Here is a 16959-nt window from a genome sequence, read left to right as displayed (position 1 = left end):
GCTGCCTCACTTGGTTTGCTGCATGACCTGTTCGGCCTGCTCCCTGCTCATGTCCTTCATTTCGCGCGGCACGTAGTTCTCATCATGCTTGGCCAGGAGGTTGTCGGCCACGAACGTGCCCTCCCTGCCCATGTGCCCCTCGGCGACGACGCCCGAGCCTTCGACGAAGAGCGAAGGCACGATGCCCCTGAAGCGAACGGGAACGCGCGCCTTGCCGTCCTCGACCGCGAAAGCGATCGTCACGCCGTCGGCCTCGGTCCTGAGCGAACCTCGCGCCACCATGCCGCCGAGCCGCACGGCACGGTCCGGTTCAGGGGGCTTGGCGACGATCTCCGCCGGAACGTAGAAATAGCTCGCCTGGTTGCGCAGCGCCCAGGCCGCCAGCAGCGCGGCGCCGATCAGCACCACGAGCGCGACGACCAGCAGCACCAGCCGCTGATGCTTGGCCTTGATCGCGCCCTTCACGGCAGTGCCGTTTGCAGTGTTCCGCTCCATGCTCAGCGCTTTCTCGCACTGTCGCGGCGCTTCTCGGCGCGCTTCATCGAAAGCAGCGACCAGCCGGCCATCGCCAGAGTGGCACCGATGCCAACGGCGTAGGCCGCGACCACGAAGGTCCAGGGATTCATGGCCTCGCGCATCAGATATTCGTGCCCGTCATTTCGTCTGTCGTCTTTTTCACCAGCTGTCGCACATTACCAGGCATCGCTGAGGGCCTTGCGCCGCAGCCGCGCCTCGGCCTGCTGATTCGCGAGAATCGCCCGCATCCGTGCCAGCACGCAGCCTGCGAAAAGCAGCGTGAACCCCAGCATCGCCAGCAGCAGCGGCCAGAGGAAGGCGCCTGCCATCGCCGACTTGCCGACCGTGATACTCGGCGCCTGGTGCTGGCTGTTCCACCAGATCACCGAATAGTGAATAATCGGAATGTTCACCGCGCCGACCAGTCCGAAGATCGCCGGAGCGCGGTTCTGGCCGCCATCGGCAGCCTCGCTCGCCTGCGAGAGCGCGATCCAGCCGAAATAGAGGAACAGCAGCACCAGCATGCTGGTCAGCCGCCCGTCCCATACCCACCAGGTCCCCCAGGCCGGTCGGCCCCAGAGCGATCCGGTGATCAGGCAGACGGCCGTGAACACCGCGCCCGGCACCGCGCAGGCCCGCGCGGCGATTCCCGCCAGCGGATGACGCCAGACCAGTTCGGTGAAGCTGGCCCCTGCAATGCCCATCCAGCCGGCCATGCCGAGCCAGGCCGCCGGTACGTGAAGATAGACGATCCGCACCGTCTCACCCTGAAGGCGTTCGGCCGGACCGAAGAACAGCCCCCAGCCAAGCGCACCGAAGGCGATGACGAAACCTGCACTCATGCAGAGAGGCATCAACCAACGGGCGATGCGCAGGAACCGGGCGGGATTGGCAAGGCCGTGCATGTCAGGGGGCGTTCTATCGTCCGCGAGGGAAGGAGCAAGTGGGCTATGCTAATATCCGGGCCCTAAACCCGGCAGACGCCCGAATTTTCGATAGAAGGGGAAAAATGGGGCGATTGATGGGGTTCGAACCCACGACCTCCGGTACCACAAACCGGCGCTCTAACCAACTGAGCTACAATCGCCACACGGTAAGCACGTGCCATATCGCCGGGCTTTCCGAAGTCCGCTCCGTGTCGCTATGCAGCGCTCGGTGCGGAGGGCGCCCTTTGCACAAGGTTTGGCGTCTTGCAAAGCAAAAAATTGGTTTGAGCGAAAACTCCTGCAATTTTCCCGCCCGGATCGGCCCGCTAAAGGTGCGTCATGACGGCTCCAGGCGAATCATCCGCGCAGATTCTGCTCGCGCACCCCGGCGTTCAGCGCTTTCCCTCATCGCGACTGGATCTCTTCGTCCTGCGCGATTTCCTGGCCCCTGCAGAATGCGACGAGCTGGTGGCGATGATCGAGGCGCAGCACCGTCCCTCGACGATCGCCAACTATAACGGCGACGATGCCTTCCGCACGAGTTCGACCTGCGACCTTTCCCGCAGCGAACCCGCCGTGGCGGCATTGGCCGACAAACTGGCGGCGCTTTCGCGAATCGACCTCACCCATGCCGAACCTCTGCAAGGGCAGCGCTATGAGGTCGGGCAGGAGTTCAAGGCGCACACCGACTACTTCGAGCCGAACAATGCCGATTACGACAGGTACTGCTCGGTCGCCGGGCAGCGGACCTGGACCTTCATGATCTATCTCAACGATGTCGAGGCTGGCGGCGCGACTCGCTTCAAGGCGATCGACAAGCTCATCCAGCCGGAGCGCGGAAAACTGATCGCCTGGAACAACCGCCGCACCGACGGCGCGCTCAATGCGGCGACACTCCATCACGCCATGAAAGTGCGCAAGGGCTTCAAGTACGTCATTACCCAGTGGTATCGCGAACGCCCCTGGGGATGAGGGGAGCGGGTGAAGGGGAGCGGCGGGCGGCCCCTCCCCTCTCCACGTCACGGCTTAGATCACTGGGGCGGGCTGACGACTGCGCAGGCGATACGGCCACCGGCGTTACCGGCAGGCTGGCTGGTGTAATCGTCCGGATCGGCATGGATCACGAAAGCCGAACCGTCGGCGTCGATCAGCGACTTGCCGCCCGCGCCCAGCGACACGCCGGTATTGAGCACCTGCACCTTGAGCACCCCGTCGGCACCGACATGCTGGTTCGGCATATCGCCGCCATGCGGCGCGCCCGATGCCATCAACCCGTGCATATGACCGCCACCGGCGAAATGGGCACCGGCAGTGGTAAACTTCTGCGCAGGCTCGCAAAGGCCCTTCTCGTGAAAATGGAAGCCATGGTCGCCCGGAGGCAGCCCCTTGAGGTCGGTGGAAACGAGGACCCCCGAAGGCGTTTCCTGAAGCGTGACGGTGCCCAGCGGCTTGCCGTCGAGACCGATGACATCGGCGCGAACCGACGCAGGGGCCGCCTTGTCCTGCGCGGCGGCCTGGCCAGCAAAGGCACCGGCTGCCAGGGCGGCTGCGCCGCATGCGGCAAGAATTCGGAAGGTACGGGTCATTACGCTTCTCCAACTGCGCGCCGGGAGCCCCGGCACCTGCATTTTCATGGTCACCGCTCCCCGCTTTCGACCGAATTCCGGACAGGCGCGGCAACACGATGACAAACCGTTAATCCTAATGACGGAGAATGGCTCCGAATTTTCAACGGGACGCCAAAGACATCGCTGAAGGACATCGCACAGTGAATGCACCGCTCGCAAGGCTCATGCCCGGCGCGACCAGAACCAGCACCGAACGACGGCGGGAACATCGGCGCCCTGCCCGTTATCAAGCTACGCTGGAAACGGCGCCCGGCGATATCCTGGAAGTCGAACTGGCCGATGTATCGACCCACGGCTGCTGCATACGCCGGCCCGGCCCCGACGATCGTGCAGACTGGCTGCGCCTGGGTGCTTTCGTAGCCATCCGCCTGGAAAACCGGGCACGCTCCGAAATGGCCGGACTACAGGCCGTCGTCCGCTGGGTGCGCGGCGATACCGCCGGAATGGAGTTTCTGCGTCCGGTTCCAGCCGAGCGGCTGGACTGGCAGGACGTCATGGACTTCGGCCTGGAAGACTGAACCTGCCGGAAACCGCGGCACCCCGACACTTGCGAATCAGACGCACAACAAAAAAGGCGGCCCGCAAGGACCGCCTTCTTCGTGTTCGTAAACGGGTTTCGCTCAGTTCTTCTTGAGCGAGAGACCGCCGAAACGCTTGTTGAACTGGGCAACGCGGCCGCCGTCCTGCAGCTGCGCCTTGCCGCCGGTCCAGGCCGGGTGCGACGTCGGATCGATGTCGAGAACCAGCGTGTCGCCTTCCTTGCCCCAGGTCGAGCGGGTCTGGAACGTCGAACCGTCGGTCATCTGAACGGTGATCGTGTGGTAGTCGGGATGCGTATCGGCCTTCATGTCGTATCTCTCTTCGCATATGGCCGGTTCCGACCGGCCTGCTTGGGAAAGCGGCGCCCTTACACGGGAGCCCCCGAAAAAGCAAGGGTCAAGGGGATGGCCGGAGCCTTCCCCCTACCCCGTCAGGCGTCAGCGATCATCGCGGTGAAGTTGACTTCGCAAGTCACCTTGTCGCCGATCGAGGCCTTGCCCCAGAACTTGCAGACGCGCGAACGCTTCTGGACGAAGCCGGCCCGCAGGTCGAGCAAGTTGCCGGGCGTCACCGGATTGCGGAACTTCGCTTCCTCGATCGCCATGAAATAGACGAGCTTGCCGGTTCCGGCCAGCCCGAGCGATTCGATGGCAAGGATGCCCGCCGCCTGCGCCAGCGCCTCGATCTGGAGAACGCCGGGCATGATCGGACGGCCCGGGAAGTGCCCCTGGAAGAAGTCCTCGTTGAAGCTCACGGCCTTGACCGCGTGGATCTCGTTCTCGTCGAACGAGACCACACGGTCGACCAGCAGCATCGGGTAGCGATGCGGCAGGGCCGCCAGGATCTTCGCGGTGTCGTAGACGAACTCGGTCGAATCGCTCATCGCTTTAACCCGCCGCTACCCTTAACGGCCTGAGGCCGCCGGAGCCGGCTGCTGCTGCGGAGCCGGTGCCGTGGTGTTGATCGTGGTCAGCGCGCCGTTCAGCGCGGTCAGCACGTCGGTGGTGATGTCCAGCGAGGGGTCGTAAGCGAGCGTCTGGCCCACTTCGACGAGCGCGTTGGCGCCGCGCTTCTGCATCGCGGGCTTGTAGAGGTTCTGGAGCTGCGCCTGGATCTGCTGACCGACATAGGCCTGGTTGCGCTGGATCTGCTGCTGCTGGCCCTGCAGTTCCTGGCCGGCCTGCTGTTCCTTCTGCTGGTAGGCCTGGATGCGGGTCTGCAGCGCGGCGTCGGGCTGCTTGCCGTTCAGCGCCTTGACGGCAGTTTCGAGACCCTGCGCTTCAGGCTGAAGCGAAGCCTGGAGCTGGTTGCGACGGGCTTCGAAGGCCTGGATCTGCTGCTGCAGCGACTGGTTGGCCGTCTTGCAGGCGTTGCATTCACGCGCAACGCGGTCGAGATCGACAACGGCAACCTTCGACGCGGGCACGGCCTGCGCCAGCGCAGGCTGGGCGAGAGCGACAAACGCCAGGCCCGAGGCGAGAGCGGCGGACTTGAGAAGCATGTTCATCAGAATTGAGTTCCCACGTTGAAAGTAAAGGTCTTGGTATTGTCGCCGTCGTACTTGAGCAGCGCCTTGGAAATGTCGATGCGGAACGGCCCGAAGGGCGAATTCCAGTTCACGCCGAAACCGATGGCCACACGCGGCTTCCAGGTGTTGCCGAGGAAGGACTCGGTGAAGTAGCTCGTCGTACCGATCGCCGTGTTAGCCGCGCCCGTGACCGTATTCGTCGCGCTCGTCGTGGTCGTGGTCGTGCCGTCGGATGCCGTCTGGGTGTAGAGCTGATTGCCGCTGGAATCGCGCGAACCGATGAAACAGCCGGTCTTGCAATCGCTCAGCGCCGGAGACTTGATCGACCACACGGCACCGGCATCCAGGAAGATCGACGGACGCAGCCCCATCTCGCGGGCACCCGAACCAAGCGGAATTTCCAGCTCGGCGCGGCTCATGTAATAATACTTACCGCCAAGCGCGTCGTCGGAATCCTGGCCGTTGACGGTGTAGTTGCCGTCGCTGTCGGCAGTGAGGTACTGACGCACCACACGCGGACCGACGCCGCGAATACCGAAACCGCGAATCTGCGGTTCACCAAGGTAGAAGCGGTCAGTCAGACGAATGTCGTTGCCGCCCCAGCCCTTGATCAGACCGCCCTCGCCCTGAACCGAGAAGATGAAGCCCTTACCCAGCGGCCAGTATTTCGCTGCATTGCCGCGAATGCGATAATACTTCACGTCACCGGCGAGACCGGCAATGTCCACGTTCGCCGAAATGGTTTCGCCGCGCGTCGGACGCATGCGGTTATCGAGGTTGTCGTAGATCAGCGATCCGCCGATGATCGAACTCAGACGCTTGCCGATGGCGTCGCAGAGATAGCGACCCGCGCGCAAGGGATCGCAAGTGTAGTTGCCGTTCTGATCGATCGTATAATACGTCCCCTTGTCCAGCGAGACGTCATCGTAGTTCAGCGTATAACGAGCGATCGCCGTGAGGTATTCGGTCAGAGGCACACCCGCACGAACCTGGAAGCCGGTGGTCGACTGTTCGTAGGTCGTATTGCGGTCGGAATTGTAGTAATTGAAGCTGTTGTAGTCGCGGCGGTAAACGTCGATGCCCAGCGACACGTTCTTGTCGAACAGGTACGGCTCGACGAAGCTGGCCTCGATCGACTTCGAGTAGGACGAATAGCTGCCCGAAAGGCCGATCGTCTGGCCGCGGCCGCGGAAGTTCCGCTGGCGGATCGAGGCCTGGAAGATGAAGCGCTCAAGGCTGGAAAAACCGGCCGAGAGCTGGAGTTCGCCGGTCGGCTTTTCCTCAAGGTTGGCTTCGAGGATGATGCGGTCCTCGGCGCTGCCAGGCTTCTGCTCGACCTCGAACTTCTCCTGGAAGTAGCCGAGCGACTTGATGCGGTTGGTCGAGCGCTTGACCTGGAGAGAGTTGAAGGCATCGCCCTCGGCCAGACGGAACTCGCGGCGGACGACCTTGTCCTGCGTCAGCGTGTTGCCGTTGATGTCGATCTTCTCGACGTAGACGCGCGGCGCCTCCTGGATCACGAAGGTCAGCCCCATGGTGAGGTTTTCCTTGTCGCGATCATACTGCGGGCGAACGTCGGCGAAGGCGTAGCCGAAGGCACCGGCGGTGTCGTTCAGACCCTCGATCGTGTCTTCGACCTTCTTCGCGTCGTACCAGTCGCCCTTGTGGATCGTCAGGTTCTTCGCGAGTTTGTCGCCGTCGAAGTCGCGCAGCTGGCTCTCGACCTTCACGTCGCCGAACTTGTAGCGCTTACCCTCCTCCACCACGTACGTGATGATGAAGTCCTTCTTGTCCGGCGTCAGTTCGGCCACGGCCGAAACCACGCGGAAGTCGGCATAGCCCTGCGTCAGGTAGAACTGGCGCAGCTTCTGCTGGTCGAAGGCCATGCGATCGGGATCGTAGCTGGTGCCCGAGCTGAACAGGCGCGTGAAGCGGGCCTGCTTGGTCACCATCTGCGCGCGCAGTTCGCCGGCGGAGAAGTGCTCGTTACCCAGGATGTTGATCTGGCGGACCTTGGACTTGTCGCCCTCGGTAATCTCGAAAACGATGTCGACGCGGTTCTGGTCAAGCATGACCATCTTCGGCTCGACGGTCGCGGCGTAGCGGCCCTGACGCTTGTAGAGCTCGATGATGCGGGCCACGTCGGCGCGGATCTTCGAACGGGTGAAGATCTGGCGCGGAGAAACCTTGATCTCCGGCAGAATCTTGTCGTCCTTGATGCGCTTGTTGCCTTCGAGGATGATGCGGTTGACGACCGGGTTTTCCTTGACCGTGATTGTCACGACGCCGTTGTCGTTGCTGACCTGCGCGTCCGAGAACAGCTCGGTCGCGTAAAGGTCCTTCAGCGCAGCGTCGCCCGCAGCCTTGGTGTAGGTCTGGCCGACGCGCAGCTGGATGTAGGACAGCACGGTCTGCGGTTCGAGACGCTCGGAACCCTTGACCTGGATCGTCTGGATCGTTTCACCCGCTTCCGTAGCGGGAGCCGCAACGGGTGCGGGTGTGGTTGCCGGTGCATTCTGGGCAAACGCGAGCTGGGGCGCTCCGGCGAGGATCGTGGTCCCCATAAGCACTATGGCAAGCTGCGGCGCACGGCGAGCTTCAGTGCTGCGACCCATTTCCAATCCGATCATTCTACGCAAATTCCCGTATTCGCTTTCGCGAGGACTTCGACCGACCCGCCAGGCTGCCCGTCATGACGACAGGTAATCGCGCCCATCTGCCCGATGGACGACGTCCAATCAAGCAGCCAATCCCGGCGGAAATGTGATGGCTGATGAATTCTCCAGGCTATCCCCCGAAATTCAGCCCCCGAAAATCGGAAGAGATGCCAGATCGTTGACCGTGACGAACAGCATCAGGGCAAGCACGAGTGCCACCCCGGTTCGGATCGCCCATTCCTGACTGCGCAGGCCCAGCGGTTTCCGGCGAACCAGTTCGGCCGCGTAGAAAGCCAGGTGCCCGCCGTCGAGCCCAGGAATTGGCAGGAGATTGATGAATGCCAAGTTAATCGAGATCATCGCCACGAAGCCCACGAACGGCTCCCAGCCGAGCGAGAACTGTTCGCCCGAATACTTGGCGATCTTGATCGGTCCGCCCAGTTCGCGAACCGAGCGGTCACCCGTCACGATCTGGCGGATTCCAGTGACGATCGTGCCCATCAGGCCGAAGCTGCGCTCCACGCCGATGCCCAGCGCCTGAACCGGGCCGACCTTTTCGAGACGGCCGAAACCGGACTCGACACCGATCCGGCCGACAGTGACCGACTGGCCCTTCTCGTCCTTCTGGACGGCGCTGCCGATCGTCAGCGGCAGGACATGCGCCTCGCCTCCGCGCATGACGGTGACGGTGATCCGCTGCCCGGCCTTGGGCATGACCAGCGGCGGCACTTCGCGGAAGCTGTTGATCGGGGTTTCACCGATAGCGACGATGCGATCGCCGATCTTCATTCCGGCCTGATCCGCCGGAGAACCGTCCATGATCCCGCTGACCACCGGAACCGCGAAGTCGAGCCCCAGATCGCCGATCCTGGCCTTGTTGCCGAAATCGTCGCTGACTTCTTCACCGGCGATCTTCACCGGCAGGACGACCGTGCTCCCCTGGCGCTCCACCGCGAGGTTCACGGTCTTGCCGGGGAAGTAGACGGTATGCTCGGGAATCTCGGTGACGCTGGAAATCTTTTCGCCGTCGATGGCCGTGATGCGGTCGCCGATCTCAAGCCCCGCCGCCTTGGCCGAAGAGGTCTCAGAGAAACCGACGATTTCCGGCTCCGCGATCAGGCGTCCGTGGGCATAGACGAAGCCCGCGAGGATCAGCACGCAGAGCACGAAGTTCGTCAGCGGCCCGGCAAAGACGATCAGCGCACGCTGCCACAGCGGCTTCACATGGAAAGTCTTCGCGCGTTCCTCAGCCGTCAGGCCGTCTTCTCCGGCAGAGGGTGCCGAGGCCGGGTTCATATCGCCTGCGAACTGGACATAGCCGCCAAGCGGCAGCATCGAGAGCTTCCAGCGGGTGCCGCGCCTGTCGGTCCAGCCCGCGATCTCCTTGCCGAAACCGATCGAGAAGGCATCCGCCTTCACGCCGAACAGCCGCCCGACCAGATAGTGGCCAAGCTCGTGGATCAGCACGAGCGGCCCCAGCACCAGCAGGAAAGCAAAAATCGTCGTCAGCAGGTTCGGCGATGCGGTCACTATTCAGGGAATCCTCTTCGGACCGCGTATCGTCACGCAGTCCCGGCCAGCATGCTTGCCCTTGCTCGCGCCTCGCCGTCAACCGCAAGTACGTCCGACAGGCTCGCAGGCGCGGGCGGAGAGTAGGCGCCGAGCACGTCCTCGACTTGTGCGGCGATGCGCGTGAACGGGATCTGACCGCCGAGGAAGGCGGCCACAGCCACCTCGTTCGCGGCATTCAAAACGGCAGGAATGCCGCCGCCCGCTTCCGCCGCCTCGCGCGCGAGACGGGTGGCGGGGAAGCGCACTTCGTCGGGCTTGCGGAAGGTCAGTTCACCGATTTCGGCAAGGTCGAGCGGTGCGCAGGGCGTGTCCATCCGCTCCGGCCAGGCCAGCGCCGAGGCGATCGGCACGCGCATGTCGGAAGGGCCAAGCTGCGCCAATGTCGACCCATCCCGGTACTCGACCATCGAATGGACCACGGACTGCGGGTGGACGATGATCCGCAACTTGTCGAGGCCGACCGGGAACAGGTAATGCGCCTCGATCAATTCGAGGCCCTTGTTGAACATCGTCGCCGAATCGACGCTGATCTTCGCGCCCATGTCCCAGTTCGGATGCTTCACCGCCTGTGCAGGGGTCGCCAGAGTCAGCCGGTCGAGCGACCAGTCGCGGAACGGGCCGCCGCTTGCCGTCAGCGTGATCCAGCGGACATGGTCGAGGCTGTTGCCCTGGAGGCACTGGAAGATCGCGTTGTGCTCCGAATCGATCGGCAGCAAGGTGGCGCCGTGGCGTTCGACCGCCGCCGTCATCACTTCACCCGCCGAGACGAGCGCTTCCTTGTTGGCGAGCGCGATCACCCCGCCCTGCTCGATTGCCGCCATCGTCGGCGCGAGGCCTGCACAACCGACGATGGCCGCGACGGTAACATCGGCACCGCGCGCCGCCGCTTCCACAAGTGCAGCCGCGCCACCGGAAGTCTCGATGCCGGTTCCGCTTAGGGCCTCGCGCAGAGCGGGAAGCCGTGTCTCGTCGGCAACGACGGCGAGTTCAGCGGAGAATTCGATCGCCAGCTTCGCCAGTTCGGCGACATTGCCGTTGGCGGTCAGCGCGGTGACGCGCCAGTCCGCCGGATTGCGGCGAACGAGGTCCAGCGTCGATGCGCCGATGGAGCCGGTGGCTCCGAGAACGGAAATGGTGCGCATGGTCGTCATCGCGGCTGGAAAAGGATCATCAGGCCTAGCACGAAAAGCACCGCCAGCAAGCCGTCGAGACGGTCGAAGAAACCGCCGTGGCCGGGAATGAAGTTGCCGGAGTCCTTCACTCCGGCGCGGCGCTTCATCCAGCTTTCGAAGAAATCGCCCGCCTGCGCGCAGACGGCGACGAGAATGCCGGTCAGCAGGCATGTCACGAAGAGCGGCAGCGCGTTCGCGGTCAGATACCAGCAGGGCTGCATGCCGAAGCAGGCAGGCGCATCGGCGGCATTGCCCTGAGGATGGACCGAGAGCAGCCCCTCCTGCCAGAACCGCGCGGCACCGAACAGCACCAGCGTCGCGCCGAGCACGCCGCCGAGCAGGCCGGACCAGGTCTTGGACGGGCTGATCGACGGGGCGATCTTGGGGCCGCCGAGGCTGCGCCCGGTGAAGTAAGCGCCGACATCGACGCCGATCACCGCCAGCAGAATCGTCAGCAGCGGGGCAAGACTGAAAGCGGGGTTGCGCAGGAACAGCAGCATCGCGGCGCCGATCCCGACATAGAGCATGCCGCCGAAATTGAACGCGGCGCGCTCACCCGGATGCTGCGTGCCGCCGCGCGCCAGCCTGACCCATTCCCACAATACGCCGAGCGCCACGGCGCAGACGAAAGCAGTCCAGACCACGCCGCCCAGCCAGAGCGCACCGCCGGAAACGACCAGCATGACCGCTGCCGAAACCGTCCGCACCCCGAGGTCGGACTTCTTCGCGGGATCAGCGTCCGCCATAACGTCGCTCGCGGGCGGTGAAGTCGTCGAGCGCCTGGCGCAGGTGCTCGGCAGTGAAGTCCGGCCAGAGCACTTCGGTGAACAGCATTTCGGCATAGGCCGCCTGCCAGAGCAGGAAGTTCGACAGGCGCACTTCGCCGGAGGTGCGGATCACCAGATCGAGCGGCGGCAGGTCAGCCGTATCCAGTTCCGCCGCGATGGTTTCCGGCGTGATCGGACCTTTGGCCGCCGCCTTGGTGGCGGCGCGGGCGATCTCGTCCTGCGAACCGTAGTTCAGCGCCACGGCCAGCGTCGTGCCGGTATTGGCGGCGGTCTTCGCCACCGCGCCTTCGATCAGTTCGACGACATCGGGCTTAAAGGCCTGGTAGTCGCCGATGATCTTCAGCCGCACGCCCGCCGCCGCGAACTCGTCGAGGTCGGAGAGGATGAAGCGCTTCATCAGGCTCATGAGGTCGGAGACCTCTTCCTCCGGCCGCCGCCAGTTCTCGGTGGAGAAGGCGTAGAGCGTCAGCGCTTCCAGTCCCATCTCGCGGGCGCCGCGCACGACGCGGCGCACCGCCTCCACGCCGCGCTGGTGGCCCAGCACGCGCGGCAGGTGGCGCTTTTTCGCCCAGCGGCCGTTGCCATCCATGATGATGGCAACGTGACGCGCGGAAACGGGTTCGCTCTTCGCCATCAAAGGGTCCTCAAGCCGGTGCCGCAAGGCCTCACTTGCCGAGGATTTCCTTTTCCTTGGCGCCGAAGACTTCGTCGAGCTGCTTGATCATGTCATCGGTCAGCTTCTGGACTTCGGTTTCGCCGCGCTTGCGCTCGTCTTCCGAGATTTCCTTCTTCTTCTCGTCGGCCTTGAGGTTCTCGATACCGTCACGGCGCACGTTGCGAATGGCGACGCGGGCCTTCTCGGCATAGGAACCGGCGAGCTTGGCAAGCTCCTTGCGGCGCTCCTCGGTCAGGTCCGGGATCGGCAGGCGCAGGGTGTTGCCATCATTGATCGGGTTGAGACCAAGCCCTGCCGAACGGATCGCCTTTTCGACGGGGCCGATGTTCGACTTGTCCCAGACCTGCACCGAAAGCATGCGCGGCTCGGGGGCCGAGATCGTCGCGACCTGGGTGATCGGGGTGTTGGCACCGTAGACGGTGACCATGATCGGCTCCAGCAGCGCGGTATTGGCGCGGCCGGTGCGCAGGCCCGAGAGGTCGTGCTTGAGCGCTTCGATCGCGCCGGTCATGCGGCGTTCGAGGTCCGCCTTGTCGTACTTGGCCATGAATCAGGCTCCTTTCTGGACGATCGTCTTGGTGCCGCCGCCCGCGAGAACGGTGGCAAGATTTCCCTTCTCGCGGATCGAGAACACGACGATCGGGATTGCGTTGTCGCGGCAGAGCGCCACGGCGGAAGCGTCCATAACCTTCAGGTTGTCGGCGAGGACGGTGTCGTAATCGACCGAATCGTAACGCTTGGCGTCCGGGTTGGTCTTGGGGTCGCTGTCATAGACGCCGTCCACGCTGGTTCCCTTGAGCAGGGCATCGCAGCGCATTTCGGCGGCGCGCAGGGCAGCGCCCGAATCGGTGGTGAAGTAAGGCGCGCCGACACCGGCGGCGAAGATCACCACGCGGCCCTTTTCAAGATGACGCTCGGCGCGGCGGCGGATCACCGGCTCGCAGACCTGGTCCATCTGCACGGCGGACTGCACGCGGGTCTCGACGCCGAGCTGCTCCAGCGCGTTCTGCATCGCCAGCGCGTTCATGACGGTGGCCAGCATGCCCATGTAGTCGGCCTGCGCCCGGTCCATGCCGCGCGCGGCACCGGCCATGCCGCGGAAGATGTTGCCGCCGCCGATCACGAGGCAGATCTCCAGGCCGGTTTCCTTGGCCGCCTTCACTTCCTTGGCAAGTTCGGCGACGAAATCCGGGTCGATCCCGAACTGCTGGCTTCCCATCAAGACTTCGCCCGACAGCTTGAGAAGGACGCGCTTGTAGGGGGAAGAACTCATGGCCGCACAATCTCCTCTGGGCATTTCGCCCGGCTTTAGGAGCGCACGGGCGGCTTGCCAAGGGGCGAGCTTGTGGATGAGCGCGACCGAGCCGGTGCTGCCTTGCCGCGACGCCTCCGCCTACCCCTTCCGAGACAGCCGCTCAATCAACTCGGCCCGACGCAAGTTCAGCCCATCGCCTCGGCCAGTTCCCGCTCCCGAACATCGTAGGCAAGCTGCGAGAGCGTGACGTCGGCCATGCGCCGCTCCGCCCAGTCGATCATCGCCTGGAGCGCCTCGATCAGTTCGCTGCCGAGCGGCGTGATCGCATAGCTGACCGTCACCGGCACGCTCGGCACGACATGGCGCGCGACCAACCCGTCACGCTCCAGCGAGCGCAAGGTCTGGCTGAGCATCTTCTGCGAGATGCCGTCGATCCGGCGCTTCAACGCATTGAAACGCATTTCGCCCGCGCCGAGAGTGGTGAGGATCAGCACGCTCCACTTGTCCGCAATGCGGTCGAGCAACTGCCGGGTCGGGCAGTTCGCTGCGTAGACGTCGGGCTGCCTGCCGCCGGTTTCCTCCGGGTAACCCGGTGCGATGAAAGTGCCTTCTTGCATAGATGAACTCCATGACACACTTGGTCACTATTGGAAACCAGTGGAGTATCCGGAATGAAGATTGCAGTCCTCGGCGCCAGCGGCCGCGCCGGATCGGAAATCGCCAGGGAAGCCGCCGCACGCGGGCATCAGGTTCTCGCCATCGCGCGCAACCCCGAAAAGATTCCGGCCATAGACGGCGTGACCGCAAAAGCGGGCAACGCCTCCGATCCCGAAGCCCTCGCCGCGCTCATCGCGGGCAGCGACGCGGCGATCAGCGCCCTGCACTTCGACATTTCCGCCGAAACCCTGCTCTCCGCAATCCGAAAGGCCGGAGTGCCGCGCCTGCTCGTCACCGGCGGTGCCGCCAGCCTCGAAGTCGCGCCCGGCCAGCGTCTGATCGATTCGCCCGAGTTCCCCGAGGAATGGAAGCCCTTCGCGCTGGGCGGCATCACCTTCCTCGACGCACTCCGGCAGGTCGAAGACGTGGACTGGACCTTCTTCTCACCCGCCGCACTGATCTTCGAAGGCCCTCGCACCGGCACCTATCGCCCCGGCACCGACCAGCTCGTCACCGACGAGGCGGGAGAGAGCAAGATCAGCTTCGCCGACTACGCCATCGCCATGGTCGACGAACTGGAAGCCCACAAGCACAGCCGGGCGCGCTTCACCGCCGCCTACTGAAGACGCAAACAGGCATAGAAAAAGGGCCGGGAAGCCATAGCTCCCCGGCCCTTTTCTTGTTCGGTATCCGCGAAGGATCAGCCAGCGACGGCAGCAGCCACTTCGGCTGCGAAGTCGGTGACTTCCTTCTCGATGCCTTCGCCGAGCTGGAAGCGGACGTAGTCCTTCAGCACGATCTTGGCACCGGCGTCCTTGCCGGCCTGGTCGACGACCTGCTGGATCGGGGTCTTGTTGTCCATGACGAAGACCTGCGAGAGCAGCGCGTTTTCCTTGGCGTACTTGGCGATCGCGCCGTCGACCATCTTGGCCTGCACGGCTTCCGGCTTGCCCGATTCGGCAGCCTTTTCTTCGGCGATCTTGCGCTCGCGAGCGATCAGCTCGGCATCGAGATCGTCGGCGTTGAGCGCCAGCGGGAAAGCAGCGGCGATGTGCATCGCGATCTGCTTGCCGAGCGCTTCGAGAACGTCAGCCGAGGCTTCCGATTCGAGAGCGACGAGCACGCCGATCTTGCCGAGGTTCGGCGCAGCAGCGTTGTGCATGTAGGGAACGACGAGGCCCTGAGCGACTTCGACGGTCTTCAGGCGGCGAACCTGCTGGTTCTCGCCGATGGTCGCAACGTTGTTGGTCAGCGCGTCGCCAACGGTGCCGCCGCCCGGATAGGCAGCAGCCTTGAGGGCTTCCACGTCGTTACCGGCAACGCCAAGAGCGACTTCGGTGGTCTTGCGGACGAAGTCCTGGAACTGGTCGTTCTTCGCAACGAAGTCGGTTTCCGAGTTCACTTCGACGGCAACGCCCTTGGTGCCGGTGACGGCAACGCCGACCAGACCTTCGGCAGCCGTACGGCTGGACTTCTTGGCGGCAGCGGCCAGACCGCGCGCGCGCAGCGCGTCGACAGCGGCTTCGAGATCGCCACCGGTTTCGTCGAGGGCCTTCTTGCAGTCCATCATGCCGGCGCCAGTGCGCTCGCGCAGGTTCTTCACGTCAGCGGCGGTGTAAGCCATCGCTCAAATCCTTTTGCTTGGTGGGGCCGCATATCACGACCTTAAAATGCCCAGGCCGCACCCGCGACCCGGAAATGAAACGCGCGCCAGGCCCATTGGACCCGGCGCGCGACAATTCCATGACGAAAAAGTCGTCGCCGGACCTATCAGGCCTCGACGGTCTCTTCGGCAACCGGCACGTCCATGGCGCCGATGTCGGCACCGCTGTTGACGAGCGCGTCACGACCACCCTTGGTGGCGGCCTGAGCGATCGCTTCGCAGTACAGGCGCACGGCGCGGCTGGCGTCGTCGTTACCCGGGATCGGGAAGGCGATGCCCTGCGGGTTCACGTTGGTGTCGAGCACGGCGACGACCGGGATGCCGAGGACGTTGGCTTCCTTGATCGCCAGCTCTTCCTTGTTGGCATCGATCACGAACATCACGTCCGGGATGCCGCCCATGTCGCGGATACCGCCGAGCGACAGCTCGAGCTTGTCGCGCTCACGGGTGAGCTGAAGGACTTCCTTCTTGGTCAAACCGGTGGTGTCGCCGGCGAGCTGCTCTTCAAGAGCCTTGAAGCGCTTGATCGAACCCGAGATGGTCTTCCAGTTGGTGAGCATGCCGCCCAGCCAGCGGTGGTTGACGAAGTGCTGGCCGCAGGCGCGGGCGGCCTGGGCGATCGGCTCCTGAGCCTGGCGCTTGGTGCCGACGAAGAGCACCTTGCCACCGGCCTGGACGGTCGACTGCACGAATTCGAGAGCGCGCGCGAAGAGCGGCACGGTCTGCGACAGGTCGATGATGTGGATGCCGTTGCGCGCGCCGAAGATGTACGGCTTCATGCGCGGGTTCCAGCGGTGGGTCTGGTGGCCGAAGTGCGCGCCGGCTTCGATGAGCTGCGACATGGTGACGACGGGTGCCGCCATAATAGAATTCCTTTCCGGTTGAACCTCTGGAAAGCAGGAACCTGGCGGAGGGGAAACCCGACCGTCAAAGCACCGGTATGTGCCCTTTCCATGTGGATTGCCCGAGTCGCCGAATACCGCCAATTCGGTATCGTTCGTCGAGCGGGGCCGCCCTTAGCGATATTCCCCGAAAAAGGCCAGCCCCAATCTGAACCGCGATCCGGCGTTTTGCTGAGGCAGTTCGTCGCAGAGCCGGGAAAGCGCGGTTTCCTGCCGGAAACCAACCGTCTTCAACCGTTTTTCCACAGGGTAACCCACAGCAGTCCGTCACCGCGAAAGCCCTTCGCGGCGGACCTCGCCGAAGAACCATCAAGCAACGCCTTTCGGGGGAGAGGACACAGGCCCAGGAACGCAGCCCATGAATGCCGTCATATCCATCCTGTTCGGAATCGCCGCGGCGCTGGCCGTCAGAACATTCCTTGTCGCTTGGCGGGAATTCGTTCCCGCACTCGGTAATGTTCGGCTTCGGGAGAAGAGCA

Annotated in this window: 20 protein-coding genes and 1 tRNA gene; 3 read left to right on the top strand and 18 right to left on the bottom strand. The window is 64.0% G+C overall.

The annotated features are described in order from the left end of the window. Window positions 1-6: 6 nt before the first annotated feature. The 4 genes from ccmE to ACZ1II_RS12795 all read right to left on the bottom strand — a co-directional run bounded on the left by ccmE (window position 7) and on the right by ACZ1II_RS12795 (window position 1603). Window positions 7-495, bottom strand: coding sequence for a cytochrome c maturation protein CcmE (gene ccmE, locus ACZ1II_RS12810; RefSeq protein ID WP_465146777.1), 489 nt, complete (start codon window positions 493-495; stop codon window positions 7-9). A 2-nt stretch (window positions 496-497) separates the two neighbouring features. Then, on the bottom strand, window positions 498-638 hold the full coding sequence (locus ACZ1II_RS12805) for a hypothetical protein (RefSeq protein ID WP_465146776.1): 141 nt from the start codon (window positions 636-638) through the stop codon (window positions 498-500). Between the two features lie 54 nt (window positions 639-692). Further along, the gene (gene ccmC / locus ACZ1II_RS12800; RefSeq protein ID WP_465146775.1) at window positions 693-1421 is read right to left on the bottom strand and encodes a heme ABC transporter permease CcmC; all 729 of its coding nucleotides are present in this window, start codon (window positions 1419-1421) and stop codon (window positions 693-695) included. A 105-nt stretch (window positions 1422-1526) separates the two neighbouring features. Then, window positions 1527-1603 (bottom strand) — tRNA-His (locus tag ACZ1II_RS12795). A 178-nt stretch (window positions 1604-1781) separates the two neighbouring features. Between ACZ1II_RS12795 and ACZ1II_RS12790 the strand changes: the two genes are divergently transcribed. Continuing rightward, the gene (locus tag ACZ1II_RS12790) at window positions 1782-2414 is read left to right on the top strand and encodes a prolyl hydroxylase family protein (protein WP_465146774.1); all 633 of its coding nucleotides are present in this window, start codon (window positions 1782-1784) and stop codon (window positions 2412-2414) included. A gap of 59 nt (window positions 2415-2473) precedes the next feature. Here the strand turns inward: ACZ1II_RS12790 and ACZ1II_RS12785 are convergent, their stop codons facing one another. Next, on the bottom strand, window positions 2474-3028 hold the full coding sequence (locus ACZ1II_RS12785; RefSeq protein ID WP_465146773.1) for a superoxide dismutase family protein: 555 nt from the start codon (window positions 3026-3028) through the stop codon (window positions 2474-2476). A gap of 182 nt (window positions 3029-3210) precedes the next feature. Here ACZ1II_RS12785 and ACZ1II_RS12780 point away from each other — a divergent pair, with 182 nt between their 5' ends. Beyond that, window positions 3211-3588 (top strand): PilZ domain-containing protein, encoded by a 378-nt coding sequence (locus tag ACZ1II_RS12780; RefSeq protein ID WP_465146772.1) that lies wholly within the window; start codon window positions 3211-3213, stop codon window positions 3586-3588. 102 nt (window positions 3589-3690) lie between these two features. On the opposite strand, the gene rpmE is transcribed toward ACZ1II_RS12780, so the two are convergent. The 11 genes from rpmE to ACZ1II_RS12725 all read right to left on the bottom strand — a co-directional run bounded on the left by rpmE (window position 3691) and on the right by ACZ1II_RS12725 (window position 13875). Continuing rightward, entirely contained in the window at window positions 3691-3918 is a 228-nt protein-coding gene (gene rpmE / locus ACZ1II_RS12775) for a 50S ribosomal protein L31 (protein ID WP_232494211.1), read from the bottom strand. A 122-nt stretch (window positions 3919-4040) separates the two neighbouring features. After that, window positions 4041-4493, bottom strand: a complete 453-nt coding sequence (gene fabZ, locus ACZ1II_RS12770) for a 3-hydroxyacyl-ACP dehydratase FabZ (RefSeq protein WP_334183611.1) — start codon at window positions 4491-4493, stop codon at window positions 4041-4043. A gap of 21 nt (window positions 4494-4514) precedes the next feature. Further along, window positions 4515-5117: an OmpH/Skp family outer membrane protein gene (locus tag ACZ1II_RS12765; RefSeq protein WP_465146771.1), complete on the bottom strand. Its 603-nt coding sequence runs from the start codon at window positions 5115-5117 to the stop codon at window positions 4515-4517. Continuing rightward, entirely contained in the window at window positions 5117-7753 is a 2637-nt protein-coding gene (gene bamA / locus ACZ1II_RS12760) for an outer membrane protein assembly factor BamA (RefSeq protein WP_465146770.1), read from the bottom strand. Before bamA ends, ACZ1II_RS12765 begins: the two co-directional genes overlap by 1 nt. A 186-nt stretch (window positions 7754-7939) precedes the next feature. Further along, complete coding sequence (gene rseP / locus ACZ1II_RS12755) at window positions 7940-9325, bottom strand: RIP metalloprotease RseP (RefSeq protein ID WP_465146769.1); 1386 nt, start codon at window positions 9323-9325, stop codon at window positions 7940-7942. Window positions 9326-9357: 32 nt separating this feature from the next. Next, on the bottom strand, window positions 9358-10509 hold the full coding sequence (locus ACZ1II_RS12750; RefSeq protein WP_465147292.1) for a 1-deoxy-D-xylulose-5-phosphate reductoisomerase: 1152 nt from the start codon (window positions 10507-10509) through the stop codon (window positions 9358-9360). A gap of 5 nt (window positions 10510-10514) precedes the next feature. Continuing rightward, the gene (locus ACZ1II_RS12745; protein ID WP_465146768.1) at window positions 10515-11285 is read right to left on the bottom strand and encodes a phosphatidate cytidylyltransferase; all 771 of its coding nucleotides are present in this window, start codon (window positions 11283-11285) and stop codon (window positions 10515-10517) included. After that, window positions 11272-11961 carry a polyprenyl diphosphate synthase gene (gene uppS, locus ACZ1II_RS12740; RefSeq protein WP_465146767.1) on the bottom strand — a complete coding sequence of 230 codons (690 nt, stop codon included), beginning with the start codon at window positions 11959-11961 and terminating at the stop codon, window positions 11272-11274. Before uppS ends, ACZ1II_RS12745 begins: the two co-directional genes overlap by 14 nt. 31 nt (window positions 11962-11992) lie before the next feature. Further along, window positions 11993-12550 carry a ribosome recycling factor gene (gene frr / locus ACZ1II_RS12735; RefSeq protein ID WP_465146766.1) on the bottom strand — a complete coding sequence of 186 codons (558 nt, stop codon included), beginning with the start codon at window positions 12548-12550 and terminating at the stop codon, window positions 11993-11995. Between the two features lie 3 nt (window positions 12551-12553). Continuing rightward, window positions 12554-13276 carry a UMP kinase gene (gene pyrH, locus ACZ1II_RS12730; protein WP_147219303.1) on the bottom strand — a complete coding sequence of 241 codons (723 nt, stop codon included), beginning with the start codon at window positions 13274-13276 and terminating at the stop codon, window positions 12554-12556. A gap of 167 nt (window positions 13277-13443) precedes the next feature. Next, the gene (locus ACZ1II_RS12725; RefSeq protein WP_465146765.1) at window positions 13444-13875 is read right to left on the bottom strand and encodes a winged helix-turn-helix transcriptional regulator; all 432 of its coding nucleotides are present in this window, start codon (window positions 13873-13875) and stop codon (window positions 13444-13446) included. Window positions 13876-13929: 54 nt separating this feature from the next. Between ACZ1II_RS12725 and ACZ1II_RS12720 the strand changes: the two genes are divergently transcribed. After that, complete coding sequence (locus tag ACZ1II_RS12720; protein ID WP_465146764.1) at window positions 13930-14538, top strand: NAD(P)-dependent oxidoreductase; 609 nt, start codon at window positions 13930-13932, stop codon at window positions 14536-14538. Window positions 14539-14615: 77 nt separating this feature from the next. On the opposite strand, the gene tsf is transcribed toward ACZ1II_RS12720, so the two are convergent. Continuing rightward, window positions 14616-15539, bottom strand: coding sequence for a translation elongation factor Ts (gene tsf / locus ACZ1II_RS12715; protein WP_147219298.1), 924 nt, complete (start codon window positions 15537-15539; stop codon window positions 14616-14618). Window positions 15540-15685: 146 nt separating this feature from the next. Next, the gene (gene rpsB, locus ACZ1II_RS12710; protein WP_465146763.1) at window positions 15686-16441 is read right to left on the bottom strand and encodes a 30S ribosomal protein S2; all 756 of its coding nucleotides are present in this window, start codon (window positions 16439-16441) and stop codon (window positions 15686-15688) included. Window positions 16442-16959 lie beyond the last annotated feature (518 nt).

It is taken from the genome of Novosphingobium sp. BL-S-20, from assembly GCF_055521635.1.
This window is presented reverse-complemented; position numbering and strand designations above follow the sequence as displayed.